This is a genomic window from Lagierella massiliensis (assembly GCF_001407835.1).
GTDB classification, from domain to species: domain Bacteria; phylum Bacillota; class Clostridia; order Tissierellales; family Peptoniphilaceae; genus Mediannikoviicoccus; species Mediannikoviicoccus massiliensis.
Genome location: NZ_CYUO01000004.1, coordinates 319,900 through 346,751 on the forward strand (window position 1 = coordinate 319,900; position 26,852 = coordinate 346,751).

The window sequence follows — 26,852 nt, forward strand, 5'->3', positions numbered from 1 at the left end:
AAATTAAAATCCAAGGGAAATTCCTTTGGATTTTTCTTTTAACTGTAAATAAAACCACGTAAAAGAACTGTAAAAAAATAAAAAAATCCTTGACGATAATAAATAAACTTGATACTATGTATCCGTAACGAGTTCATGAAATTTTTTAATTTTGTGAGCGAAAGTGTACCTAGGGATCCGGGCTATTGCACAGGACCAAGCGGTACGATGCCCTTACATAGGGTACACACCTGAGGGAGAAAAGCCCAGAGGGGTAGGTTTCGCTTAACCTACCCTTCTGGGCTCGTTTTATTTCAATGAGAAAGGTGATAAAAATGGCAAACATTAGAGAAGGAAAGACAAAAGATTTTGTACAAGAAGAAGGAAGATGCTACTTTAAATTCAAAGACACTATGACAGGAACAGCTGATGGATCTTTTGATACTGGTGGCAACATGGTTGCAGGTTCTAAAGAAGGTGCTGGACTTGAAAGCTTAAAAGTTTCAAAATATTTCTTTGAATTATTAAAGGAAAAGGGAATCAAGACTCACTATATTTCTGCAAATTTAGATGAAGGAACAATGGACATCAAAAAGGGAAAATTATTTGGGGATGGACTTGAAGTTATAACCAGATTTGTAGCAGTGGGTTCTTTTATCAGAAGATATGGTAAATATGCTGAAGAAGGACAAAAGCTTGACGCCTACACTGAAATCACATTAAAAGACGATCAAAGAGAAGACCCTCTAATCACAAAAGATGCCCTTGTTATGTTAAATATTTTAACAGCTGAGCAATATGAAGAAATTGTAGCGTTAAATGTAAAAATTTCAAATATTATCAAAGAAGAATTAGCAAAGCACGGACTTGAACTATACGATATAAAACTTGAATACGGTATGGTTGATGGAACTGATGAAATTGTATTGATAGATGAAGTTTCAGGTGGAAACATGAGAGCTTATAAAGGCGACACATATATTGAACCACTTGAACTTTCAAAATATTTAGATATTAAATAAGATAGAGTACCTATTGATCCGGGCTATGCACAGGACCGAGCGGTACAATGCCTTAGGGCTTACCGAAAGGACAAAAGCCTGGACGGGAGGTTTCTACCTTCCTGTTTGGGCTATTTTTTATTTTTAATGGACAAAGCGAAAACAATTCAAATAAACATGGAGGAATAAATGAAAGTAACAGTAATAATGGGTTCATTATCTGACAAGGAAATTGCAGATAAAGTTGTAAAGACATTAAAAGAATTTGAAATAGATTATGAAGTTAGAGTTATCTCAGCTCATAGAGCTCTTGGAGAACTTGTTAAGTACATGGACGAAACAAAAGAAGAAACTGGCGTGTACATTGGCATTGCAGGTATGGCCGCACACCTTGCTGGGGTTATGGCAGGTTCAACTACAAGACCTGTAATTGGAGTTCCAGCAAAGTCAACAGCACTTGAAGGTCTTGACGCGCTTTTATCAACAGTTCAAATGCCTAAGGGAGTTCCCGTAGCTACCGTTGCAATAAACGGTGGACAAAATGCAGCAGTTCTTGCAGCAAGGATACTAAGCCTATCTGATGAAAAGCTTTCAAAAAAATTGGAAGACTATAAAGCAGATATGGAACAAAAAATATTAGATAGTAAATACACATTCGAGGGTTAATATGTCAGGATTAATTGGAGTATATAGCAGAGATGGGAAACTAAATGTCTTTCCTCATCTATATTATGGATTACACGCCCTACAACACAGGGGACAAGCTGAGATGGGAATAAGTCTATTTAAAGATGGAAATATAAATGAAATAAAAGGCAAGGGGCTAATCTCAGACAATATAACAGATGAAAATGTATCAAGTATTAGTGGAAATAAGGGTCTTGCCCATTGTAAATACGCTTTTAAAGATGACGATGTAAATTCAAAGACAATGCCATTAATCTACGACATAGACGGCGAAGCCATGATTATTATAGATGGAAAGATAATCAATGAAGACTTCGAGATGAGGGAACTTGTAACTAAGCTTAAAAATAGAGAAAAAGGTCTTTCAAAATATATTTCAAGTTTAGAAGGAGCTTACTCTGTTATTTATATGGATAATGAAAAGATGATTGCATTTAGAGATGTCTATGGAATAAAACCACTTTCAATTGGAAAGACTGAAGATTTTATTGTAGTTGCATCTGAAACTTGTGCAATTGACACCATAAATGCACAAAATGTTCACCCTTTAAGACCGGGAGAAATCTACATCGTGGATCAATATGGAGAATCATCTCACTTTGCAAAGGAAAAAGATCATGCCCTATGTCTTTTTGAACTTGTTTATATTGCAAGAGACGATTCTTACATTGATGAACTTTCAGTATATAAGGCAAGGTATAACATGGGAACTACCCTTGCAAAGGAACATCCTGTATATGCAGATATCGTAATTGGAGCACCAGATTCAGGTATGATTGCTGCTCTTGGATATTCAAAAGAATCTGGGATTCCATATCAAAAGGGAATCGTAAGAAATAGATATATTGGGAGAACTTTTATAAATCCATCTGCGGATATGAGAAACTTTTCTGTACATCTAAAACTTTCTGCGATTAAACAGAACATTCGTGGAAAAAATGTGATTTTGGTGGACGACTCAATAGTTAGAGGAACAACTATAAAGAGAACTGTGGACATTCTTAAAAAAGCAGGAGCAAAGTCAATTCATATAAGAATTTCATCACCACCAGTAATCGAAAACGAAAACCTAAGTATCGACATTCCCGACAAGAGCGACCTCATAGCAGCAAATAATACAATTGAGGAGATGGAAGAGATGCTTGGATGTGACTCTTTGAGATTTTTGTCAATTGAAGGCATTAGAGAAGCCTGTGGAAATAGAAACTTTTATGAAAAATATTTTGGCGGGTATAACCCCCTTGAGGAAAATAAATAGGAGGAATTATGTCAATTGATTACAAAAAAGCTGGCGTAGATAAAGAAGCCGGTTATGAAACTGTGAACCTTATCAAGGATATGGTAAAGAAAACCCATGATAAAAACGTGCTAACAGATTTAGGCGGCTTTGCAGGTCTTTATGACATTGGCTCATTTAACTACAAAAATCCAGTATTAGTTTCAGGAACTGATGGAGTTGGTACAAAGGTACTTATTGCAAGGGAACTTGGAATAAATAACACAATTGGTCAAGACTGTGTTGCCATGTGTGTTAATGACGTGCTTTGCCAAGGTGCAAAACCACTATTTTTCCTTGACTACATTGGAACAGGAAAGGTAATACCAGAGAAGATGGCACAAATCGTTGAAGGAGTTTCAGATGGTTGTTACAAGGCAGGCTGTGCGCTAATTGGCGGAGAGACTGCTGAAATGCCAGGAGTATATGAAGTGGATGACTACGACCTTGCAGGCTTTGCAGTCGGAATTGTAGATAAGGATAAAATTATTACAGGTAGCAGCATAAAGACAGGAAATATTTTATTTGGACTTAAGTCCTCAGGAGTTCATTCAAATGGATTCTCCCTTGTAAGAAAAGTTGTAGAGACTGCAGGGCTAAAATATAGTGACAAGTTTGGTGACACCACTCTTGGAGAAGCTCTTTTAGTTCCAACAAGAATATATGTTAAGTCAATGCTTTCATTAATGGAAGAAGTTGAAGTTAAGGGAATGTGTCACATAACAGGTGGAGGACTTTACGAAAATGTTCCAAGAATGTTACCTGAAGACACAAAGGCAAAAATAAATCTTAAGGACTTTGAAATTCCTGAAATATTTAAACTAATTGAAGAAAAGGGAAATATCGAAAGGGAAGAGATGTATAACACATTCAACATGGGAATAGGATTTGTCTTTGCAGTGGACGCTAAAGACAGTGAAAAAGTTAAGACATTCTTTGAAAACGCAGATGAAGAACTTATAGAACTTGGAACTGTAGAAGAGGGCCATAGGGAAGTTGGCCTTGAGTACTAAAAATATTGCAATACTTGCATCGGGATCAGGCTCCAATGCCCAAGCCGTCATGGATGCTTGTAAACAAAATGAAATTGCTGGGGTTGTTAGGATAATTATTTCCGACAACCCTAAGGCATATGTGTTAAAAAGGGCTGAAGAAAATAATATTAAAGCAGTTGTGGAAAGGGATTTTGAAAAAATAAAAAATCTACTTGAACAAGAAAAAATTGACTTAATAGTTCTGGCAGGATATTTAAAAATTCTTCCAACTTCATTTATAAGGCAATTTGAAAACAAGATTATAAACATACACCCTTCACTAATCCCTTCATTTTGTGGAGAGGGCTTCTATGGCGAACATGTACATAGGGCTGCCATTGAAAGAGGTGTAAAAGTTTCAGGATGCACAACCCATTTTGTAAACGAAATTGCAGATGGAGGACCAATAATTTTCCAAAAGGTTGTTGAAGTAGTGCAAGGCGATGACTACAAGACCTTGGCTAAGAGAATTCTTGAACAAGAGCACCCACTACTTGTAAAGAGTTGTAAATATTTTTGTGAAGACAGACTGGAAGTAAGAGGACATAAGGTATATATAAAGGAGAAAAAATGCGAGCATTAATTTCTGTTTATGACAAAGAAAATATAATTGAATTTGCAAAGGAACTGGAAGATTTAGGATGGGATATTATCTCCACAGGAGGTAGCTTCAAAAAATTAAAAGAAGCTGGAATAGAAGTAAAAGAAGTTTCTTCCGTTACAAACTTTCCCGAAATACTTGGAGGTAGAGTAAAGACACTACATCCATTTATCCACGGAGGGATTTTATTTAGAAGAGACAACGAAGAAGACGTTAAGACATTGAAGGAACAGGGCATAGAGTCCATCGACATGGTGGTAAATAGTCTATATCCTTTCAAAGAAGTGGTTGCAAAAAGATCCAGCCACGAAGACACAATTGAAAATATCGACATTGGTGGTCCGTCCATGATTCGTGCCTGTGCAAAGAATTATAAACACTGTTTAATAGTTACAGATAAGAGCCAGTACAACGAAGTTATAAAGAGATTAAAAGATAAGACAGATGACGAAGATTTTAGAATGAAACTTGCAAAAGAGGCATTTCAATTAACTGCCACCTACGACAGTTTAATTGCTGACTACTTCAACACTAAGGCAGAAGAAGAGTTTCCTGAAAAACTAAACAAGTCATACGAACTCGTTCAAGAGCTTAGATATGGAGAAAATCCACATCAAAAGGCTGCTTACTACGAAGACTCAACACCATTTGGAAAGTTGGAATTAAAACAGCTTCATGGAAAAGAGCTTTCATATAATAATCTAAATGACTTAACAGGGGCGTTCAAAGCGAATAAAGTATTTGAAGAACCATGTGTCGTTGCAGTTAAACATACAAACCCATGTGGCATTGGAGTTGGAGAAAATATTTATGAAGCCTACACAAAGGCATACGAATGTGATTCAGTTTCAATCTTTGGTGGCATAATTGTACTAAATAGAGAAGTGGACAAAGAAACTGCCCAAAAGATGTCAGAAATATTTTTGGAAGTTGTTGCAGCGCCATCCTTCTCAAAGGAAGCAATCGAAATTCTTGAAGGAAAGAAAAATATTAGATTAATAGAAATCTCCAACATGAACGAAGTTAAACTTGATGACAAGCAAATAAAACAAGTTTTAAATGGGATTTTAGTTCAAGATGTAGACGACATATTGTACGCTTCTGAACTTGACTTTGTAACAAACAGAAAACCAAGCGAAGAAGAATTAAAACAACTTGAATTTGCATGGAAATGCGCAAAGAGCGTCGCATCAAACGGAGTTGTAGTTGCAAAGGACGGACAGACTTTGGGAATTGGTCAAGGAGAAACCATGAGGGCGTGGGCTGTTGAAGAAGCTTTAGATCGAGCAGGAGAAAAAGTAAAGGGAGCAGTGTTTGCGTCAGATGGATTTTTCTTTGTGGACACAATGGAACTACTTCACGAAAAGGGAATCACTGCAATTATCCAACCAGGTGGATCAGTAAAAGATAAAGATGTAATAGAATATGCCAATGAACATGATATGGCAATTGTATTTACCCACACAAGACATTTTAGACATTAAAAATAACCAGCATAGGAATATTCCTATGCTGATTTTTTTGTCTCATTTATTCTAAAGATATAAATTAAAAGGTTTAATTTAAATAAGTTAAGATTAATCATAAACCTTGAAGAATAAATTTCTTAGAGTTATAATGATTTTTGAGTTTTAAATTTTTAAAACTCAGAATAATAATGTATTTTAGAAAGGAGATTTAAATGAATAAGAAGATATTATCTTTGGTTTTAGTATTTGCAATGATTTTAACTGCTTTTACAGGATGTAAACCTAAAGAAAATAATCAATCAGAAGAAACTGGTTCTAAAGTAGAAGAAACAAATTCTACACAAGAAGCACAAGAAAAAGAGGAGGAAAAGGAAGTATCAAAATCTTACAAGAATGATGCAAAGATGAGTGATTTTGAAATGGCAAGTCTTGATGATGTAAAAGCTGCTATGGAAAAACCTGATGGAGATACTGTATTGGTAGATGCAAGACCACAAGAAAATTATTCAGGATGGGCTTTAGAAGGTGCAAAAAATGGTGGACACTTAAAAAATGCAAAATTATTTTCATCCAGGTGGTTGGACTGTGAATACTCTGCAGAAGCACCAAGAGAAGCGTACTTAAAAAGAGCTTTAGAAAGTCAAGGAATTAACAAAGATAAAAATGTTATAGTATATGACTATTCTGGAGAACAAGCTGCACATGTTGCAAAATACTTAAATGATGAAGGAATATCTAATGTAAAAGTATTTTCTGCAAAAGAAATTATTGATGAAGGAAAAGATTTAGTATCTTATGAAAATCATGATATGTTTTTGCCAACTGAAATAGTTAAAAATATTTCTGATGTTAAGACTGAAAAGTCAAATGAATTATCAGCAGAAGCTAAAGAAATTATTGGAGATAATATAGATAAAGTTGTGCTTGTAGATGTAGGTTGGGGAAATGCAGAAGCTTCAACATACTTTACAGTTGGTCATGTACCTGGTTCCGTGCATATAAACACAGATTCATATGAAAGGCCAAGGGTATATGTTCCTGAAAAAAGATCTGATTATGCAAAAGAATGGAGATTAATTTCTCTTGAAGAATTCCGAGATACAGTTTGCCCTCAATATGGAATAACGAAAGATTCAATTGTAATAGTATCAGGTGCAGGAACAACACCTCAAGCGAGATTAGGATTTATGTTAAGAAGTTTAGGTGTTAAGGTATATGCTATGTCTGGGGCTTTAACTGCGTGGAAATACAATGGATATGAATTAGACACTGCTAAAGAAACTTTAGTAATTCCAAATTCAGTAGAAAGTTTTGGAGCAGATAATATTGCAAATCCAGATGAAATACTTTGGATGGATACTATAAAATCAATTTTAGCTGGAGAAACTCCTGGTCAAGTTGCCGACAATAGAGGAAAAGATGAATGGGATGGAGAATATTCAGGATATAGCTATCATGATTTGTCAGGAAGAATTGATGGATCAATTTGGTGTCCTCAAGGTGATAAAGATGAAGGCCAATACTTTGACAATGTTGATAACACACCAAGAACAAAAGAAGAACTTCTTTCACATATGACTGAATATGGATTAGATCCATCTCAAACTATTGCATTTTTCTGTGGTGATAGCTGGGGTGCTGCTCACATATCCTACTTCTGTCAATCAAATGATATAAACACAATTAAGCAATGGGGTAATGGATGGATTCCATGGTCTAATTTAGGAAATGAATTTATAGATCATAATGGCAAAAAAGTTCATTATGATAAATATTTAGACACAGTATTAGATGAAAATGGTAATGACGTTAGAGACGATGTAAATATTTTAGGTGACAAAGTAGATGAAAAATAAAAAAATTTTAGTAGTATTTCTTGTTTTTGCTGTTTTCATAGCAGGATCATTTTATTATATTACAACTTCTACTCTAAATAGTGAAAATGAAGCTAAGAAGAATAGTACCAATACAGAAGAAACAGTATCAGAAGCAAAAGCAAAAGCAGATGCACAAAAACTGATAGGAGAAACTTTAACTCAAGATGAAGTTAAAGAAAAACTTGGAGACTGGTCTAATTTTGAGATGAGTAGTGAAGGCTGTGAAAGAGGAGTTTATGCAGGCAGATTTTTTTACAATGATTTCACTATCTTCTCAAAAACATATGATAAAGGTCAAACTTATCAGATAGAATCAATAAATGAAAAGTAGGTATTTATATGGGTAACTTTCTTGATAAGATAGGCATAAAAGGCGACTTGAAGGAAAATTTTGGGCTTATAATACTGCTTGCATTTGGAGTTGCCGTTATTTCTGGACTGCCCTTCTTTAGATTTGAGTACTATGATGTCTATTTAAAAACATATAACTTAACCAATACTCAAATGGGTGTGTTCGGATCCATAATAGGATTCTTTGGAATAATATCCTATTTGTTTGGAGGAGTAATAGCTGATGGTTTAAATGTTAAAAAAATTATAGTTATTTCTTTGTTAGTTACAGGAATTGGCGGATTTTTACATCTACTACCTTTAGGATTCAAAGGACTACTTGTAATATATGCAGTTTGGGGTATTTCTACTACTTTTGCATTTTGGCCAGCATGCGTTAAAGCTATCAGGGTAGTTTCTGATGAAACAAATGAAGGAAAGACTTATGGCTTTTTTGAAGGTGGAAGAAATATTGCTGCAAGTATAATAGCGCTGATAGCCTTGATACTTTTTAGAATAGGTGTATCGGGGATGGATAATAAATTACTTGCAATGAAATATGTAATTTTATTCTATTCTATTACAAATATAATTATGGCAGTTTGTGCTCATTATTTTATAAAAGATGATAAGATGGTACTTGCAACAGGAAGTGTAAGTTTCAAAGGTATTTCAGAGCTATTAAAAAATCCTGCAACTTGGATAATTTGCTTAGTATCCTTCTTTAACCATATATTTTGTTTAGCAGTATATTACTATATACCTTACACAACACAAATACTTGGAGCCTCAGTTGCCTTTGGTGCAACAATGGGACTACTTCGTAGATTTGGGTCAATAGGAGGTAATATATCTGGAGGATACTTGGCAGATAAAATAGGTACAGGTAAGTTGATGTTATCTGCATATATTTTTATTTTTGCATTACAAATCATCTTTATACTTGTTCCAATAAATCCAAAATTCATATGGATGGTTGCTATACTATATGTTTTGATATTGGTATTTTTCAATATGAACTATGCAATGTCTTGGACAATGATTAGTCAAAGTGATATCCCTGTTGAATATTCTGGGACGGCAGCAGGATTGATTTCTACAGTAGGTGCTATTCCAGAGATGTTCGTTTCAATAACTGCAGGAAATATAATTGATAAAAATCCAGGAATTGTAGGATACAAATATATATTTTACGTTTTAACAGCAATCATTGGAATTGAAAGTATTTTAATCTATATATGGATTAGACATCTAAGAAATAAAGAATCTAAGAAAATGGAAGAAAAAACAAAAGAGGATATTAAAGTGTGTATGCACTAAAAAACAGACTGGCGGATTGTCAGTCTGTTTTAAATTTTAATTCATTAAACTTCTCTTAAGCTCCTTTACCACTTCATCTATTTTCAAACGAGTAGAATTTTTTGTAGCATATTTATCTGCTTCATCAAGTATTATTTTGATATAACTACCCTGTTTAAGGTTCTTCATATTAAATCCTCTCCATTAATAAAAGTCAATTTATAGTATTATTTTACACTAATCTTATAAATTTTCTCCAGCTCAATCGGAGCAGAATTTTCTATTTCAGTATTTTTAATTTCTCCACCAAAATAGACTTCAACACTTTTTCTTTCAAGGTCCTCTGTGCTGACCTTGCCATCCTTCCCATTATCTAAGTTTTCAATTGATAGGGAAATGGGCTTTGTCATTAGTTTTTTAAAATAAAATCTATCATCAATATCGGTTGCTTCAACCAAAAGTGAATCTTCTTCTGTCTTTATAACCTTTGCTGTAAAATGAGCAACCCATTCAGGAATTTTATCGCTTTCATTGTCTATATTAATATTTTTAAATAAAATCCATTTATTGTCAATTTGGACATTTACATATTGCTCATCCAAAGTTTGGTAGCTATAGCCTTTGCCGAAATTAGATTCATCATCCTCTTTAGGCTTCTCTGTTCCATCGACAGTAGTTTTTATTTGTCCATCTGGAGTCCCACATGTGACCATAGCATTTTGATAACCTGTGTCTACATAGATAACTCCCCTAACTTTAACCATTGCAGGATAGGCGTCTATAGCTTTTTCTTTATCAGGATTTTTTTCAGAGGTCACATTTAAAGACTCATTTTTATTTTTTGAAGCAACATTTTCATTTGTCTTATTGCAAGCAACAAAAATCATCATGATCGCAATTAAAATTAAAATATTTTTTTTCATAGCTCCTCCTGATTTATTTTATGTAATACTTTAGAATTATTAGTTAAACAAAATCGGCACAAAGATAATCTTCATGCCGATTAAATCTAAGGAAATTTCCTCAATTAAAATTCAGTAAAACTAACTTATTATTCGCCTTTGATGTAATCGATAAATGGATTGTTTACCCATATTTTTTCAGCGACTGCAGTATTAACTTTTAGGAATTCGTTCAAAGTCTTTATAACTTTTGCTGAATCTTTTTCAAGGGTAAATGTGTGAAGGATTAGGTCATCTTTTACAATTTTATTGTCAATTAAGTTTCCGTAACCTTCACCCATTTCTGCAGTTGTGCTATATAGTGGAACCCACCATGAGTCTGCAATTCTATTTTCGCCATTAGGCATGTCTTTTGTCTTCATTGTATTTGCAATTACAAGTTTATCAAGCTTTTGCATATCTTCTTTGTTTTCAAATTCGATATAGATATTAAATTCTATGGAGTTTGCTACCATTTTGCCATCTTTTACCTTAACAACTTCATATTTTTCAGTTGCTGGAGCTGGTTCTCCCCATTCTTTTCTATATTCATATGCTGAAGATTTTGGCTCTATTGCGACTTTACCTTTTATTCCTTCCATTCTTAGGATGGCTAAAAGTTGATTTACATTGTCTATTGAGTCTTGACTATAAACAAAAGTCTTGCTCTTGTCGAAGTTGTTTGCATATTCTTTTGAGATTATGTTAAATCCTGTAGCTTCGTTTTTTGTTATAAGTTCAACACCTGCTCTAAAAGCGTCGTTATTTGTTAAAACTTTTGCCTTGTCATATTCTTTTCCAAGTTCAAATGCAACGTATGGATTTGAGATATCTCCAGACTTCATAGCTTTAATATTGTTATTTGCTACAAGGCCTTTAAGCATTTTATCTATAACAGGTTTTAATTCATTTCCCTTAATGAATTCTCTTAAAGTTTCAGCTTCAACGTTAGAACCTAATTTGTATGCAGCTACTGCCTTTAAAATAGCTTCGTCATATTCTCCTGCTTCAAGTCCAAGGACTTTAAGGGCTTGTTCTTTAGTTATAACTCTTGTTAATTCGGATAGATTATTTCCTTCGTTAAACAAGTTAATAATATCTAATTTTTCGTTGCCTGTTAGAGCGTGTCTCTTGCTTACGTCTTTTAAGTCTTTAGGCATTTTGTTTACTGTGTAGGAGAAAAGTGAGTTCTTTCCATACATAATATTAACAAGATTATCTTCTGCAATTGAGCTGTCTCCACCTACAATTACAATTTTTTTAGCATTTTCCTTTACAAATGAAAGCACTTTTTCATTGATTCCATCTTTTGTAGCAAGAACGATAGGTGCGTTAAGTTTTGCTGCAACTGATGATGCTGAAAGTGCATCTGGATAATCTTCACCACTTGCGATGATTACAGTGTCAAGTCCACCAAATTCTTTTTTATATTCTTTTGCAACTTCAAGGGAAGTTAGATACCTGTTTGAACCGCTTATTCTCTTTTCTTTACCTTCTACAGAATCTTTTCCACCGATTATTACGGCGTTGTCAAATCCCTTAGTAGAAGGAGCAAGGTTTAATAAATTAAATTTATTTTCTTTATTTCTTCCTGCAAGTGGACCTGCAGCAAGTGCGTCAGGATATTTTTCCCCATCAGCTACATAGTTTGTGATATTTTCTTTTGCAATTTCTTTACCAAGTAATTTGTATCTGACTTGTCCAAGTTTTTCAGAAGTTTTATATCTATTTGTTCCTGAAATTCTTTCAACAGGGTAGGATTTTGAAATTTCCCTCTCAACGTCAACTGATACTGTTGAATCTCCACCAAGAATATATACCTTTTCAGGTTTTATTCTCTCAAGTTCTTTCTTGGTATGTTCATCAAGTTTTTTAGAACCGGTTAAAAGTAATGGCCATTTTTCTTGAATAGTTAATGTACTTCCAACAAGGGCATCAGGAAAAACTTCGCCACTTGCAACTACAACTGCTTTAGATTTATCATAGTATTTTTCTGAAATCTTAGTAGCTGTTTCATATCTGTTTGTACCGTAGATTCTCTCTACCTGTAAATTTTGTGATGCATTTAATTTTCCTGCAGGAATTAACATTGATCCTGCTAAAAGTACAGCTAAAAATTTTTTATTCATTTGAATTTCCTCCTTCTTGTACTTTAATACTATTATACACTAAAATAGAAACTTAGATGAAACAAATTGAAAAAATATAGCCCAAAGCAATCAAAAAAATGAATATGATATAGGTTTTATCGTTTAACCATTGCAAAAACTTCTGTTTATAGATAAAATTATTATATATGTTATTGATTAAGATGAAGGAGAAAATATGAAAGAAGTAAGACTACGTTTTGCACCAAGTCCAACAGGATATGTACACATTGGTGGACTTAGGACTGCACTATATAATTATTTATATGCTCGTGGACAAAAGGGCAAATTTATTTTAAGAATTGAAGACACAGACAGAACAAGATATGTGGAAGGTGCCATCGAAAACCTTATTAGAGAACTTAAATGGGCAGGCATTGAAATTGACGAAGGAATAAGTCTTGATGAGTCTGGAAATATTATTGATGTGGGGGACTGCAAGCCATATATCCAATCAGAAAGAGTTAAGCAAGGCATTTATGACAAATATGTTGACAAGCTAATTGAAGAGGGAAAGGCTTACTATTGTTTCTGTACAAAGGAAAGACTTGACCACATAAGAGAAGCTCAAAAGGCAGATGGAAAGGTTGCAAAGTACGACGGATTTTGTAGAGGAGTTTCCCTTGAAGAAGCTAAAGAGAGAATTGCAAATGGCGAAGAACATGTTGTCAGAATGAAACTTCCTGCAAACAAGGACATCTCTTTTGATGATGCTATAAAGGGAAGGATTACAATAAACACAGATGACATGGACGACCAAGTTCTTATAAAGTCAGATGGATTTCCAACTTATCACTTTGCGGTAGTTGTAGACGACCACGAAATGGGAGTGACTCATGTTGTAAGGGGAGACGAGTGGCTTCCATCAACACCAAAGCACGTTTTTCTTTATGAAGCATTAGGTTGGGAAGCACCAAAATATGTGCATCTACCTACTGTATTAAATAAATCTGGAAAGAAACTTTCCAAGAGAAATGACGATGCTTCTGTTGAAGATTTTAGAAAGAAAGGATACCTTCCAGAAGGACTTATAAACTATCTTGCTCTTGTTGGTTGGTCACCTGAAACAAATGAAGAAATACTTTCCATGGATGAACTTATTGATCAATTTAGTTTTGAAAGAGTTTCAAAATCTGGGGGAGTATTCGACAGTGAAAAGCTTGACTGGGTAAATGCCCACTATGTAAAAGCACTTGAAATACCAAAGCTTGCTAAGTATATAAAACCATATATGATTGAAGCTGGTCTTATAGATGAAGATTTTTCTAATGAAAAACTTGAGCTAATAGCACAAACTTTCCAAGAATCAATTCACAAGTTCTCAGAAATAGTAGAACAATCAGAATTTTTATTTAAAGACAAAATAGAAATTGTAGAAGAAGATGCTATTGAAATGGCGTCAGGAGAGCAAGTTCCAAGCCTAATAGAAGCTTTCAAAGAGGAGCTTTCAACAGTGGATGAAGTAGATGAAGAGTTTGCTAAGACAATTATGAAAAAGATTCAAAAGAAAACAGGAGTGAAGGGAAAGAATTTGTATATGCCAGTAAGAGCTGTCTTAACTGGAAATGTTCATGGACCTGAACTTGTAAATATTATTCAGATACTTGGAAAAGAAGGGCTTGAAAATAGGCTTAACCAATTCCATCAAGGAGAATAATATGAAAAATAAAGTGCTTACAGGAATTCTTCTAATATTTTTTTTAATAGCTCTGTTCTTCGCATCCTTTGTGCTTTTTAATAAGTACAACGAAACCTATAGCTACGATCAAGTAACTTCAGGGATTATTGACGGTCTTAACTATAAAGATTTAAAGACAGAAGAAGTGGAAGATATATTGTTTTTTGTTGCCGAAGACCTTAAAGATAAAAAAGATTTAAAGGTTATGGTCTTCGAAAGGGATTTTTTGTTTAAATCGAGATATAGAAAAAAATATGAAGAAGAAAAAAGTGATGTTATTAGTAGTATTTACTATGGTACTGATAAAAGTGGTTATATCTTAGTGTTTGGAAGAAATACAGAAGAAAATCCAATAGATTCATTTGAAGTCGTATCAGAAAAAACTAAGAAGGTAGATGTTAAAGAAAAAGGAATCATCCTTGAAGTTATGCGAGGCAAAGCAAAGGATGTTAAAAATTTAAGAATTGAATATAATCAAAAAGAACAGGAAAAAACTAATTAGAATTTTTAGAGAGAAGCAGTTTGGTGAAATGCTTTAATTCAACTTAGAGGTATGCGCCTGTTATGAGAATTTAATACATTCCGGTTGAACCGTTAGAACTTTTAAGTGGAATAGATTTCTAATCAAATAGAGTGGAACCGCGGATTATTCGTCTCTTGCAATTGCAGGAGACTTTTTTTATAGGAGGAAAAATGAAAGTATATAATACATTGACAAGAAAAAAAGAAGAGTTTGTACCGATAGAGAAAGGCAAAGTGGGAATCTATGTGTGTGGACCTACAGTATATAATTATATTCACGTTGGAAACGCAAGACCAATGGTTGTGTTTGACACCTTAAGAAGATATTTCCAGTATAAGGGATACGAAGTAAAGTATGTAAGTAACTTTACAGATATTGATGACAAGATAATCGAAAAGGCAAAAAAAGAATCTATTGACTTTAAAGAGATAACAAAAAAGTATATTGCTGCATACCTTGATAATTCAAATGAACTTAACTTTGATGAAAAAGACACTATTCATCCAAGAGCAACAGAATATATAGAAGAGATGATAGCCTTTGTGAAGGGCCTTGAAGACAAGGGAATTGCATATAATGTTGACGGAGATGTTTACTTTGACATTACAAAGGCCAAGGACTATGGAAAGCTTTCAAGAAAAAATATTGAAGAACTTCAAGCAGGAAAGAGAATAGAAGTTTCATCTGAAAAGAAAAATGCCATGGACTTTGCCCTTTGGAAGAAGAGAAAAGAAGAATCAGAACCAGCGTGGAAGTCACCATGGGGCATGGGAAGACCAGGATGGCATTTAGAGTGTTCAGTAATGTCACAGTCCATCCTTGGAGACACCATCGACATTCACGCAGGTGGAGAAGACTTACAGTTTCCACATCATGAAAATGAAATTGCACAGTCAGAGTCACTTCACGACAAGGACTTTGCAAACTATTGGATGCACAACTCCATGATTACAGTGGACAATGAAAAAATGAGTAAGTCCAAGGGTAATTTCTTTTTACTAAACGACATTAGAGAAGAGTACGACCTTGAAGTTGTAAGATTTTGGTTACTTTCAGTTCACTATAGAAAGCCAATTAACTTTAGTCAAGAGGTTATGCAGGCAACTAAAAATGGTCTTGAAAGAATTTATAATGGAAAGAAAAAGCTAATAGAACTTCTTGCAAATGCAAAGACTGGAGAACTTGAGGGAAATTTATCAGAAGAAATAGACCAAATAGTTAAAAATTTTGAAGTTGCCATGGACGATGATCTAAACACAGCTGATGCAATAACTGCAGTTTATGATTTAATTAAATTTGCAAACACAAATCTTGATGAAAACTCCTCAAAAGAGATTATAGAAAAGACATTAAACACATTAAATAAACTTTCTGATGTTTTAGGAATCTTAAAAAGAGAAGAAAAAGAAGAAAATTTAGACGAGTATGTTGAAAAGATGATTCAAGAAAGAACCGACGCAAGAAAGGCAAAAGATTTTGCAAAGGCAGATGAAATTAGAGACAAATTATTAGAAATGGGTATAAAATTAAAGGATACAAGACAAGGAGTTACTTGGGAAAAAATAAAGTAGGAGAGTTATATGAGTAGAGCTGATGATATTTTTATAAAGATGTGCAAAGACATATTAGAAAACGGATATTCTTCCGAAGGACAAAAGGTAAGACCACATTGGAAAGATGGCACACCTGCTCATACTATTAAAACCTTTGGAGTTGTAAATCGATATGATTTGTCAAAAGAATTTCCAATACTAACCCTTAGACCAACACCACTTAAACTTACCGTGGATGAACTGCTTTGGATTTGGCAAAAAAAGTCAAATAGAGTAAGTGAGCTGAAGTCTTCAATTTGGGACAGTTGGACAGATGAAAATGGAACTATTGGAAAGGCATATGGTTATCAGCTTGGAGTTAAGCATAAATATAAAGAAGGCGAGTTTGACCAAGTTGACAGAGTGCTTTACGACTTAAAAAACAATCCATATTCAAGACGCATTATGACAAACCTTTATAACTTTGAAGATCTACATGAGATGCAGCTTTATCCATGTGCATACTCAGTTACCTTCAACGTTACAGGAAATAAATTAAATGCAATATTAAATCAACGTTCACAAGACATATTGGCAGCAAACAACTGGAATGTTGTGCAATATGCAGTTCTTGTCCATATGTTTGCCCAAGTTTCAGATCTTGAAGTAGGAGAACTCGTTCATGTAATAGCTGACGCACATATATACGACAGGCATGTACCGATTATAGAAGAACTTATAAAAAGAGAATCCTTTGAAGCACCTAAGTTTGAAATCAATAAAAAAATAAAAGACTTTTACGAATTTACAACAGATGACTTTAAACTTATTGATTATAAAGCGGGGTCTCAAATTAAAGATATACCCGTAGCAATTTAAGGAGTGAAAGATGAAAGCTATAGTAGCTGTAGACAATAACTGGGGAATCGGAAGAGACAACGATATGTTGATTTCAATTCCCGACGACATGAGATTCTTTGTAGACCAGACGACAAATAAAGTTGTGGTTATGGGTAGAAACACATTGGAGTCACTACCAGGAGGAAGACCACTAAAGAATAGAATCAATATAGTTGTTTCAAAAAGTATGGATGAAAGAGAAAATGTAATTACTGTAAGAAGTTTAGAAAAAGCTTTGAAAGAAATAAAAAAATATGATCCAGATAAAGTTATGATTATTGGAGGAGACTCCATATACAAACAGTTTATAGACTATTGTGATGAGTGCATAGTCACAAAGATTCACGAAGAATTTTCAGATGTGGACTGTTACTTTCCAAATCTTGACGAAGAAGAAAATTGGGAACTTGAAACAAGCACAATAAATTATAACTGGGAAAAAATTCAATATAACTTTAATTGGTATAAGAATAAAAAAGTAAAAGAGATAGAGGTGTAAAATGAAGAAAAAATTATACAAAGTAAGAGATGGAAAGATGGTGTCAGGAGTATGTCTTGGACTATCAGAATATTTTGACGTTGACGTTTCAATCGTTAGAATAATTACAGCAGTATTAGGACTATGCTATTTTGCAGGAGTTGTAATGTATATAGTTGCAGCGATAGTTCTTCCTTGGAAAGAAGACATCTATCCACACGACACAAACATTAGAGACAACAGCTATTCACAAAATAGAAATGATGATGACTATATAGACATTGAATAATAAGGTTTCAGCCTAAGGGCTGAGACTTTTTTACTATAAAGATTACTATAATGTGTAAAAATTTGTGTTTTAATAAGGAAATAATCCACTTTTAATTTAGAAAACTTGTTTGAATTAGTTTTCATAGGGTAGATATAAAACTGGAGGCAAGTTAAACTTGTTTAAAATAAAAAATTATTAAAAATATTAGGAGGATTTTATGGACAACAAAAAATTACTTGAATTATTAAACAAACAATATAACTTTGAAATAGAATCAGCATACATCTATAAGGCTATGTCATTATGGGCTGCAAAAGAAAATTGGCCTGGAGTTGCAAACTTTTTACATCAACAAGCTTTAGAAGAAATGTTTCATGCAAGCAAACTACAAAACTATCTTTTAGACATTGACTATGATGTAAAACTTACATCAATAGCTGAACCAAAAGCAGAATATAGTTCATTAAAAGAAGTCTTTACAGAAGCTTTAGAACATGAAAAACAAGTTACTTCAAACTTCATGGAAATAATGAAAGAAGCTAAAGAAGTTTCGGATTACCAAACAGAAATACAAGCACAATGGTTTTTAACAGAACAAGTTGAAGAAGAAGCAACATTTAATGACCTTATTCTAACATTAGAAAGAATAAATGACTCAGCAGCAGGACTTTTCCAATTTGATGCACAACTTGCACAAAGAAGCTTTAGCAAACCACAAGCATAGATTTTAAGAAACATGAAAATAAAAAGTGCAGAGTTGGAAGCTATCGCTGCAACTTTAAAACAGTATCCACAAAATAATGTACCAGAGATAGCCCTTGCTGGGCGTTCCAATGTTGGTAAGTCAAGTTTTATAAATGCATTTATAAATAGAAAAAACCTGGCAAGAACAAGTTCAAAACCAGGCAAGACAAGAACAGTCAACTTTTATAATATAAATCATGAGTTTAGACTAGTGGACCTACCAGGATATGGATATGCGGCAGTGTCGAAATCAGAAAAAGATAACTGGGCAAAAATTATAGAAACCTATTTAAATAATAGAACAAATCTTTATGAGACAGTTTTGATAGTTGACATACGTCATGATCCAACTGTACAGGATAAGCAAATGTATAACTGGATAAAGGAAATAGGATTTACAGGCTTTGTCATTGCAAGTAAAGCGGATAAGGTAGCTAAGTCAAAGTATGGACAATATGTAAAAAACATTGCAAAGGTACTTGAAATAGACGATAGAGATTTGATTATTCCATTTAGCGCAGACAGTAAAGCTAACCTTGACTTGGTACATGAACAATTTGAAAATATAATAAAATATGGAAGTGGATTCGAAGAATAAGATTTAGATTTTTTCATGATTTTTCTTCTTTTAATAGAAAGGACTCTGATAAAGAGTTCTTTCTATTTTTATACTAAAAAACAAGAAATAGAAACTAACACTTTAAACTATTAAATTATTGTAATAATTTGTTGAAAAAATATAAAAAATTGCTCTAAAAATGTTTAAAATAAAAAAAGTGGGTATTAATATAATACAAACCGATAACCATTAAATGGTTACCCAACTAAAAATAAAAAGAAATACAAATATTTATTTAGTTTGAGATGTTAAACTTTTTATGAGATTGTATTTTAGTAAATGGATTTGGTAATCGGTTTTTAATATATAATCCTAAAGTTATTACAGATATACAGAGGATTTTAAAGAATTAACAAAAGAAAAATAAGAAGAGAAGGGATTTGATAGTTGTGATAGAACCTAAAAGTGAATGTTGGAGTAACCATAGGTAGTGGAAGTTATTAACACATAGACGTTAATAACTTCCACATTTTTTTGTTTTGTAGGGTTTCACCCTACCACCGTATTATTTTTATTTACATAGTTGTTTTTTTTTATTTTTTTGTAGGTCTGTGACCTACTACTTCATTATTTTTAATATAGTTATTCGTTTAACCAAGGGGAAAGATAAGAAACCTTTTCGTATGGTTTCTATCGCTTTCCCCTTGAAATCCCCTTTTTCTTACCTTCCAAACGATTCAGGACTGGCCGTCCTGAAAACCTGCTTAGTAAGAGGAAGAAAATCTTGTTGGATTTTCTTTGGGTTTTTAAATCATACTTTGAGCGTTATTACACTATTAAATTTATTCTATTCCTTCAACATATACTTTGCATAGAGATGTTTCGACTCGCTACGCTCGCTCAACATGACAGTGGCGACATGTTTTCATTGTAATAGAGAGAAATCCTATTTTGAATGTCATTATGAGCGAAAATTTTTTCTTTGCAAAAATTTAAGTCGAAAGATATCAGTTGCTTTTCTATGAAAAACAACTGTAAAAGAATCGTGATTTATTTTTAATTTGCAAATTCGTTTCATATCCTTGTTTAATATTTTAAGTAAAAATTTAACTTTTATTAAATTTTCTGTTGTATTTTTTTGAAACATTGTTATAATAGGAATTAGGTTTAATATAGTAAACAAATTGTTTAATATCATATGGGAGGAAGTATGGAAATAGGTTCAAAAATTAGAGATAGAAGAGTTTCTCTTGGTCTAACCCAGGAGGAACTTGCAGAGAGGTCAGAGCTTACTAAGGGATTTATCTCTCAAGTTGAACGGGATTTAACTTCTCCTTCTTTGATATCTCTTTGTGATATTTTGGATGCCCTTGGAACAAGTTTGTCTGAATTTTTTAAAGAGGAAGAGAGTACGAAAAAAGTTTTTTCTGAAGATGATTATGTGATTATGGAAGATGAAGAGAATGAAAATGAAGTTAAATGGCTCGTTCCTAATGCTCAGACAAAATCTATGGAGCCGATTTTAATAAGAATTAAAAAGGGTGGTTGTAGTCGAACTCTTGCTCCGAGTGAGGGAGAAAATTTTGGTTATGTAATGAAAGGCAAAATTGATTTATATATAGGGAATGAAAAATATTGTCTTTCTGAAGGGGATAGTTTTTATTGCGGATGTGAAGTTCCAAGGAAAATTGTTAACAGGAAATCTGTAGAGGCAATTGTTCTTTGGACGACGAATCCTCCAAGTTTTTAAAGGGGTGATAAAATGGAATATATTTTAGAACTAAAGAATGTTTCAAAATCTTTTCAAGATGATTTGATTTTAGATAATTTAAATTTAAATATTAAGCAGGGAGAATTTTTAACCTTGCTTGGGCCAAGTGGTTGTGGAAAGACCACCACTTTAAGAATTATTGGAGGGTTTTTACAGCCTGATGAGGGAGAGGTCATCTTTGATGGAAAAAATATTGCAAATCTTCCTCCATATGAAAGAAATATTAATACGGTGTTTCAAAAATACTCTCTTTTTCCAAATATGAATATTTATGACAACATCGCTTTTGGCTTAAAGATTAAGAAGATGCCAAAGGATGTTATTGATAAAAAGGTTGAAGGTGCCCTTGAGCTTGTGTCTTTAAAGGGATATGGAAAGAGATCCATTGAGTCACTTTCTGGTGGGCAACAACAGAGAATTGCCATTGCAAGAGCACTTGTTAATGAGCCTAAAGTATTACTTTTGGATGAACCTCTTGGAGCGCTGGACTTAAAACTTAGACAGGTTATGCAGACTGAACTTAAGAAAATTCAAGAAGAAGTTGGTATCACTTTTATCTATGTTACCCACGATCAAGAAGAAGCTTTGAGTATGAGTGATAAGATTGTTGTAATGAATGGTGGACTTGTTCAACAAATAGGATCTCCAATTGACATTTATAATGAGCCAAAAAATGCTTTTGTGGCTGATTTTATCGGTGAAAGTAATATTGTTGATGGTGTTATGTTAAAGGATTTGGAAGTTGTCTTTTCTAATAATAAGTTTGTCTGCCTTGATAAGGGTTTTAAGCAAAATGAAAATGTGGATGTAGTTATTCGTCCAGAAGACATTGATTTGGTTAAGCCAGAAGATGGAATGTTAACTGGTGTTGTTGAAAATATTACTTTTAAGGGAGTTCACTACGACATTGTGGTGGATGTAAAGGGAGAAAAGTATTTAATTCAATCCATTTATGAAAAGCAAGTTGGTGAAGAGGTAGGTATGGTAATAATTCCTGATCATATTCACATTATGGAGAAGCAAAGAGATGAAATTTAGGAAACTTTCATATCCATACTTGGTATGGATGGGAATTTTTATTTTGGTTCCACTTTTTATGATTCTTTATTACTCCCTATCAATAAAAGGTGTGAATGGACTAAGTTTTTCAAATTTTAAAGAGTTTTTTTGTTCAATAAATTTGGTTGTACTGCTTCATTCAATTAAGATTGCTTTTGTAACGACTCTGATATGTCTATTAATTGGTTATCCAACTGCATATCTTATATCTAAGGCACCACTAAAGAGAAGGTCAATCATGCTTATTTTAATTATTCTTCCAATGTGGATGAATTTTTTACTAAGGACCTATGCATGGATGAATATTCTTGCCAAGAATGGAATTTTGAATAATTTTTTCAGATTTTTAGGACTTTCTCCAAAGACCATGTTATATACCCAAGGGGCTATTATTGTGGGGATGGTTTACAATTTCCTTCCATTTATGATACTTCCAATATATACAGTTCTCGAAAAGATGGATCACTCTTTGGTTGAAGCGGCGAAGGATCTTGGAGCAAATAATTTACAAACTTTTATAAAAATCATTTTTCCAATGAGTCTAACAGGGGTTATAACTGGAATAACAATGGTATTTATTCCGGCTATATCAACCTTTGAAATATCAGCTCTACTTGGAGGCAACAAGATAAATCTAATTGGAAATGTAATTGAAAATCAATTTAGAGTTATTGGAGACTGGAACTATGGTTCTGCAATTTCAATGGTTTTGATGATTATTATTTTCATAACTATGCTTATAACCAATAAGTTCAATCCAGATGATGAGAAGACAGGAGGGGGACTATGGTAAAGAAATTAAAGAGATTTTATCTGTTTTTAGTTTTTGCGTTTTTATATGCGCCAATAGTTTTTCTTATGGTGTTTTCATTTAACGATTCAAGATTAAAGTCATCATGGAACGGATTTACTCTAAAATGGTACCAAGAGTTATTTCAAAACTCCGAGATACTCTCTTCTTTTTATAACAGCTTATTAGTTGCGGTTCTTGCTACAATAGTTGCGACTATACTTGGAACTCTTGCAGCAATAGGAATTTATTATATGAAAAACTGGAAAAAAAATATTGCACTCAATGTGAATTATATTCCAGTATTAAATCCAGATATTGTAACTGCGATTTCACTTATGATACTTTACAAAGTTTTGAGTATGGAAACAGGTTTTTTAACAGTTTTGATATCGCATATAATGTTTACAACCCCATATGTGGTGCTTGCAGTATTGCCAAAACTTAAACAGATGTCGAAGTCACTTCCAGAAGCTGCAATGGATCTTGGAGCAACACCCATGTATACACTTAGAAAGATTATTTTACCTGAAATTAGTTCAGGAATTTTTTCGGGGGCGATACTTGCATTTACTTTGTCCCTCGATGACTTTGTAGTATCTTATTTTACTACGGGCAATGGGTTCACAACCCTTTCTGTAACCATATTCGGTATGGCAAAAAAGGGAATAAACCCTGCGATAAATGCACTTTCAACATTGATGTTCTTGGGAATATTGATATTGTTATTAATAGTTTACAGGACTTCAAAAGATCCTGACGAGGAGATATAGATGAAAAGATTTAAAATTTTAATCTGTTTTGCTATTTCCATAATCATACTTAGTGGATGCGGAAAGGAAAGTGAAACTTCTGGAGAAAAATTATATGTCTATAACTGGGGCGAGTATATTGACGAAACGATTTTAAAAGATTTTGAAGAAGAGACAGGAATCAAAGTTATTTATGAAACCTTCACCCAAAATGAAGATATGTATATGAGGATAAAAGAAGGTGGATCAAATTACGATGTGGTAGTTCCATCAGACTATATGATTGAAAGAATGATTAGTGAAGATATGCTTTTGCCAATGGAAATGTCAAAGATTCCAAACTTTAAAAATATTGGAAAAGAGTATCAAAACATGGAGTATGACCCAGAGCAAAAATATTCTGTACCATACTTTTGGGGGACAGTTGGAATACTCTACAATAAAAATATGGTCAAAGAAACTCCCGATTCATGGAAAGCCCTTTGGGACAAAAAATATAAAGATAACATTATAATGATGGATTCAACAAGAGACTCCATAGGAATTGCGCTAATAAAAGACGGATACTCAATGAATTCAAGAAATATGAAAGAGCTAACTCAAGCAAAAAAAGATTTGATTGAGCAAAAGAAAATAGTTATGGCATATCTTGTAGACGAGATTAAAAGCCAGATGGTAAACGAAGAAGCAGCTCTTGCACCTTCTTATTCAGGTGATGCAATAGTTGCAATGAATGAAAATGAGAATTTGGACTATGTAATTCCAAAAGAAGGTTCAAACATATGGTTTGATGCTATGGTCATTCCTAAAGATGCAAAAAATGTGGAAAACGCATATAAATTTATCAATTATATCTTACGACCAGAAATTGGAGCAAAAATTGCAGAGTATGTAGAATATTCCACACCAAATGTAGAGTCCTATAAGCTTATAAAAGAGGATATAAAATTTAAAGAAGTTTCATATCCAGATCTTTCAAAATATGACAACTTGGAAGTGTTTAAAAATCCTTCTGATTTTAATAAAGTATTCACAGATATATGGGCAGAAGTAAAAGCAGCAAGATAAAAGAAGAAAGTTTTTTAATAAAATTTAATTAAATCATCATTGAGAAAAAGGAACTGTACAATATGGTTTCTTTTTTTTATTTTAAATTATTTTATCCTTGATGACTTTGAGGGGAATTAAAAACACAAATCTTTTTAAATTTTTTTTGTTTGATAATTTATTTTACCAATTTTTGTTTAAATTAATTATGCAAGGTATATTTCTTTAAATAGTATCTTGCATTATATAGTACCGTGTATTATAATGTATTTAGGAGGTAGAGATGAATATACAATTTAAAAAAGGTGTACTGGAACTTTTGGTACTTGCTCTACTTAATAACAGAGATTGTTATGGTTATGAGTTGGTGGAGGAGATATCAAAATATGTAGACATTTCTGAAGGTACAATTTATCCTCTTTTGAGACGCTTTAGTAATGGAGGTTTGGTTGAGTCCTATTTGCGGGAATCTGAATCTGGTCCTCCAAGAAAATATTATAGGCTTTCAAATGAGGGTAAGGAAAATTTCAAAGTTCAAATTGAACAATGGTATGATTTTATTAAAGGTGTAGAGGAGTTATTAGGGAGGTTAGTATGAAAAAGGTCGAATTTATGGACCTGTTAAGGTATTATTTATCTGAACTACCTAAGACGGTGGTAGATGAAATTTTAGAGGAATACAATTTACATTTCGAAGAGGGAATTGCTCATGGAAAATCTGAGGAGGAAATTTCAAACGACCTTGGATCGCCAAAACTTATTGCCCATGAGTATTTAAATTATGAAAGCAGAAAGCAAAAAGGTTCAAGCAGGGGAGTTTATAAAAAACATAGTGGATTTTTTAGAGATGGTGCGGGAAACTTAAACTGGGCACTAATACTATTATTAATTGTACTTTCTCCATTTTGGGGATCACTTGTTATTGCTCTTGGAGCTACAATTTTTGCAGCTATAGTTTCTGTAGGTGCTGTTGGTATTTCTGCTATAGGTGTAGGGGTTGCAGTTCTTGTTGCAACACTATTTCCATTCTTAAATTTTATAGATGTGGGTCCAGGCTTTGCAATGATAAGTCCTATTACAAGGAGTCTCTCTTCACTTGCTGTACTTGTGTTGGGTGTAATTGTAATTAAGCTGATGATAAATCTATTTATATTTTTAAGTAAGAAGATAAGAGATAAGTATCGTACTTATAAATGGAAAAGGAGCAGAGAATGAAAAAATTTAAAGAAATGGGTTCAACCGCAAAACTATTTATTTTGTTTTTGATTTTGTTTGGCCTTTCAATAATATCTTTCTTTATTTTTGATTTTCAAAATGTTATGGCAGAAAGTTATAAATTTGAAGACGGTGATGGTTTTTATATAAACTTAAAAAATAACAATGGAAAGATTAGGATAAAAGATGGTGAATTTTCTATTAATACTTCAAGGGATTCCTCACATGGTGATGGCAAAATATTAGAAAAAGATTATGATTTAACAGGAATTGATCATATAGATCTTGACGGAAACTCAATTGATGTTGAAGTTATAAAGTCAGATAAAAACAGCATGAATTTAGTAGCGAAAAATGAGAATTTTAAAGAAAAAATTAGTAATAATTCGATTTCTGTGAGCACAAATAATAATGACCTTATGGAAGTTGAAATCTACACCAATAACCCTGACCTTTTAAATCTTAACATAAGTGGGACTAATATAGACTTAAGCAACAACATAGATTTAAAATCTTTAGATATAGCTGGCACTGAAATTGATGTTGAAAGCAGTTCTGAAAATTCTTTTAACATAGATATAGACGGAACCAATGTTGATGCGGAAGTCAATGTTATAAACAATGACTTTGATGTAAATATAAATGCAGTTCAATTTAATTTTGAAAGCCCTCAAGGATCAAGCGATGGAATGGGAGAAATGAATAAGAAAATAGGAACTGGGAAACATAAAATTAATATTAACGGTGTAAATGTGGATTTGGAAATGAATTAAAAATAAAACACTTCGTCAAAGTGATGAAGTGTTTTTATTTTCCGTAAATAGAAATATTCCTCTTATATTAATGCCCGATTTGTGATATATTTAAAATAGTATTTAGAAAGGAAAAATAA

The 26,852-nt window shown here is 33.0% G+C and carries 28 protein-coding genes and 1 other annotated feature; of the genes, 25 read left to right on the plus strand and 3 right to left on the minus strand.

Translation table 11 applies throughout. The annotated features are described in order from the left end of the window. Positions 1–314 precede the first annotated feature (314 nt). The 9 genes from BN2746_RS01510 (at position 315) to BN2746_RS01550 (ending at position 9,574) form a co-directional block, all read left to right on the plus strand. Complete coding sequence (locus tag BN2746_RS01510; RefSeq protein ID WP_055078104.1) at positions 315–1,001, plus strand: phosphoribosylaminoimidazolesuccinocarboxamide synthase; 687 nt, start codon at positions 315–317, stop codon at positions 999–1,001. A 168-nt stretch (positions 1,002–1,169) separates the two neighbouring features. Further along, positions 1,170–1,646: a 5-(carboxyamino)imidazole ribonucleotide mutase gene (gene purE, locus BN2746_RS01515; protein ID WP_055078105.1), complete on the plus strand. Its 477-nt coding sequence runs from the start codon at positions 1,170–1,172 to the stop codon at positions 1,644–1,646. Position 1,647: 1 nt separating this feature from the next. Continuing rightward, a complete protein-coding gene (locus tag BN2746_RS01520; protein ID WP_055078106.1) occupies positions 1,648–2,925 on the plus strand; it encodes an amidophosphoribosyltransferase in 1,278 nt (425 codons plus the stop codon). Between the two features lie 8 nt (positions 2,926–2,933). Further along, on the plus strand, positions 2,934–3,956 hold the full coding sequence (purM, locus tag BN2746_RS01525; RefSeq protein WP_055078107.1) for a phosphoribosylformylglycinamidine cyclo-ligase: 1,023 nt from the start codon (positions 2,934–2,936) through the stop codon (positions 3,954–3,956). Further along, a complete protein-coding gene (gene purN, locus BN2746_RS01530) occupies positions 3,946–4,560 on the plus strand; it encodes a phosphoribosylglycinamide formyltransferase (RefSeq protein ID WP_317133677.1) in 615 nt (204 codons plus the stop codon). Before purM ends, purN begins: the two co-directional genes overlap by 11 nt. Continuing rightward, positions 4,548–6,062: a bifunctional phosphoribosylaminoimidazolecarboxamide formyltransferase/IMP cyclohydrolase gene (gene purH / locus BN2746_RS01535; RefSeq protein ID WP_055078109.1), complete on the plus strand. Its 1,515-nt coding sequence runs from the start codon at positions 4,548–4,550 to the stop codon at positions 6,060–6,062. The genes purN and purH overlap by 13 nt, the downstream gene beginning before the upstream one ends. Before the next feature lie 197 nt (positions 6,063–6,259). Further along, positions 6,260–7,903: a rhodanese-like domain-containing protein gene (locus tag BN2746_RS01540; RefSeq protein WP_055078110.1), complete on the plus strand. Its 1,644-nt coding sequence runs from the start codon at positions 6,260–6,262 to the stop codon at positions 7,901–7,903. Beyond that, a complete protein-coding gene (locus tag BN2746_RS01545) occupies positions 7,893–8,255 on the plus strand; it encodes a hypothetical protein (protein ID WP_055078111.1) in 363 nt (120 codons plus the stop codon). The genes BN2746_RS01540 and BN2746_RS01545 overlap by 11 nt, the downstream gene beginning before the upstream one ends. 8 nt (positions 8,256–8,263) lie before the next feature. Further along, positions 8,264–9,574: an MFS transporter gene (locus tag BN2746_RS01550; protein ID WP_055078112.1), complete on the plus strand. Its 1,311-nt coding sequence runs from the start codon at positions 8,264–8,266 to the stop codon at positions 9,572–9,574. Positions 9,575–9,610: 36 nt separating this feature from the next. On the opposite strand, the gene BN2746_RS09215 is transcribed toward BN2746_RS01550, so the two are convergent. The 3 genes from BN2746_RS09215 to BN2746_RS01560 all read right to left on the minus strand — a co-directional run bounded on the left by BN2746_RS09215 (position 9,611) and on the right by BN2746_RS01560 (position 12,623). Further along, complete coding sequence (locus tag BN2746_RS09215) at positions 9,611–9,742, minus strand: hypothetical protein (protein ID WP_268908800.1); 132 nt, start codon at positions 9,740–9,742, stop codon at positions 9,611–9,613. A 38-nt stretch (positions 9,743–9,780) separates the two neighbouring features. Beyond that, positions 9,781–10,476 (minus strand): hypothetical protein, encoded by a 696-nt coding sequence (locus tag BN2746_RS01555; protein ID WP_055078113.1) that lies wholly within the window; start codon positions 10,474–10,476, stop codon positions 9,781–9,783. Between the two features lie 128 nt (positions 10,477–10,604). Beyond that, complete coding sequence (locus BN2746_RS01560; RefSeq protein ID WP_055078114.1) at positions 10,605–12,623, minus strand: cell wall-binding repeat-containing protein; 2,019 nt, start codon at positions 12,621–12,623, stop codon at positions 10,605–10,607. Between the two features lie 196 nt (positions 12,624–12,819). On the opposite strand from BN2746_RS01560, the gene gltX reads away from it, so the two are divergent. The 16 genes from gltX to BN2746_RS01640 all read left to right on the plus strand — a co-directional run bounded on the left by gltX (position 12,820) and on the right by BN2746_RS01640 (position 26,733). Then, positions 12,820–14,298 carry a glutamate--tRNA ligase gene (gene gltX / locus BN2746_RS01565; RefSeq protein WP_055078115.1) on the plus strand — a complete coding sequence of 493 codons (1,479 nt, stop codon included), beginning with the start codon at positions 12,820–12,822 and terminating at the stop codon, positions 14,296–14,298. Between the two features lies 1 nt (position 14,299). Continuing rightward, positions 14,300–14,821, plus strand: a complete 522-nt coding sequence (locus tag BN2746_RS01570; RefSeq protein ID WP_055078116.1) for a hypothetical protein — start codon at positions 14,300–14,302, stop codon at positions 14,819–14,821. Next, positions 14,790–14,980: a binding site (T-box leader), on the plus strand. It overlaps the preceding gene by 32 nt. A 32-nt stretch (positions 14,981–15,012) precedes the next feature. Continuing rightward, entirely contained in the window at positions 15,013–16,413 is a 1,401-nt protein-coding gene (cysS, locus tag BN2746_RS01575; RefSeq protein WP_055078117.1) for a cysteine--tRNA ligase, read from the plus strand. 9 nt (positions 16,414–16,422) lie between these two features. Then, positions 16,423–17,253 carry a thymidylate synthase gene (gene thyA, locus BN2746_RS01580; RefSeq protein ID WP_055078118.1) on the plus strand — a complete coding sequence of 277 codons (831 nt, stop codon included), beginning with the start codon at positions 16,423–16,425 and terminating at the stop codon, positions 17,251–17,253. A gap of 10 nt (positions 17,254–17,263) precedes the next feature. Continuing rightward, entirely contained in the window at positions 17,264–17,773 is a 510-nt protein-coding gene (locus tag BN2746_RS01585; protein ID WP_055078119.1) for a dihydrofolate reductase, read from the plus strand. Between the two features lies 1 nt (position 17,774). After that, positions 17,775–18,041, plus strand: a complete 267-nt coding sequence (locus BN2746_RS01590) for a PspC domain-containing protein (RefSeq protein ID WP_077064898.1) — start codon at positions 17,775–17,777, stop codon at positions 18,039–18,041. A 199-nt stretch (positions 18,042–18,240) separates the two neighbouring features. Beyond that, entirely contained in the window at positions 18,241–18,747 is a 507-nt protein-coding gene (locus tag BN2746_RS01595; RefSeq protein ID WP_055078120.1) for a ferritin, read from the plus strand. Positions 18,748–18,759: 12 nt separating this feature from the next. Beyond that, positions 18,760–19,365, plus strand: coding sequence for a ribosome biogenesis GTP-binding protein YihA/YsxC (yihA, locus tag BN2746_RS01600; protein WP_055078121.1), 606 nt, complete (start codon positions 18,760–18,762; stop codon positions 19,363–19,365). 1,171 nt (positions 19,366–20,536) lie between these two features. Continuing rightward, positions 20,537–21,076 (plus strand): helix-turn-helix domain-containing protein, encoded by a 540-nt coding sequence (locus tag BN2746_RS01605; protein ID WP_055078122.1) that lies wholly within the window; start codon positions 20,537–20,539, stop codon positions 21,074–21,076. 12 nt (positions 21,077–21,088) lie between these two features. Continuing rightward, on the plus strand, positions 21,089–22,135 hold the full coding sequence (potA, locus tag BN2746_RS01610) for a spermidine/putrescine ABC transporter ATP-binding protein (RefSeq protein ID WP_055078123.1): 1,047 nt from the start codon (positions 21,089–21,091) through the stop codon (positions 22,133–22,135). Beyond that, entirely contained in the window at positions 22,125–22,949 is an 825-nt protein-coding gene (locus BN2746_RS01615) for an ABC transporter permease (protein WP_055078124.1), read from the plus strand. Before potA ends, BN2746_RS01615 begins: the two co-directional genes overlap by 11 nt. Next, on the plus strand, positions 22,943–23,719 hold the full coding sequence (locus BN2746_RS01620; RefSeq protein WP_055078125.1) for an ABC transporter permease: 777 nt from the start codon (positions 22,943–22,945) through the stop codon (positions 23,717–23,719). Before BN2746_RS01615 ends, BN2746_RS01620 begins: the two co-directional genes overlap by 7 nt. Continuing rightward, entirely contained in the window at positions 23,720–24,766 is a 1,047-nt protein-coding gene (locus BN2746_RS01625) for an ABC transporter substrate-binding protein (protein WP_055078126.1), read from the plus strand. Between the two features lie 262 nt (positions 24,767–25,028). Next, complete coding sequence (locus tag BN2746_RS01630) at positions 25,029–25,343, plus strand: PadR family transcriptional regulator (RefSeq protein WP_055078127.1); 315 nt, start codon at positions 25,029–25,031, stop codon at positions 25,341–25,343. Then, positions 25,340–25,960 (plus strand): DUF1700 domain-containing protein, encoded by a 621-nt coding sequence (locus tag BN2746_RS01635; RefSeq protein WP_055078128.1) that lies wholly within the window; start codon positions 25,340–25,342, stop codon positions 25,958–25,960. The genes BN2746_RS01630 and BN2746_RS01635 overlap by 4 nt, the downstream gene beginning before the upstream one ends. Further along, complete coding sequence (locus BN2746_RS01640) at positions 25,957–26,733, plus strand: hypothetical protein (RefSeq protein ID WP_055078129.1); 777 nt, start codon at positions 25,957–25,959, stop codon at positions 26,731–26,733. The genes BN2746_RS01635 and BN2746_RS01640 overlap by 4 nt, the downstream gene beginning before the upstream one ends. Positions 26,734–26,852: the final 119 nt, after the last annotated feature.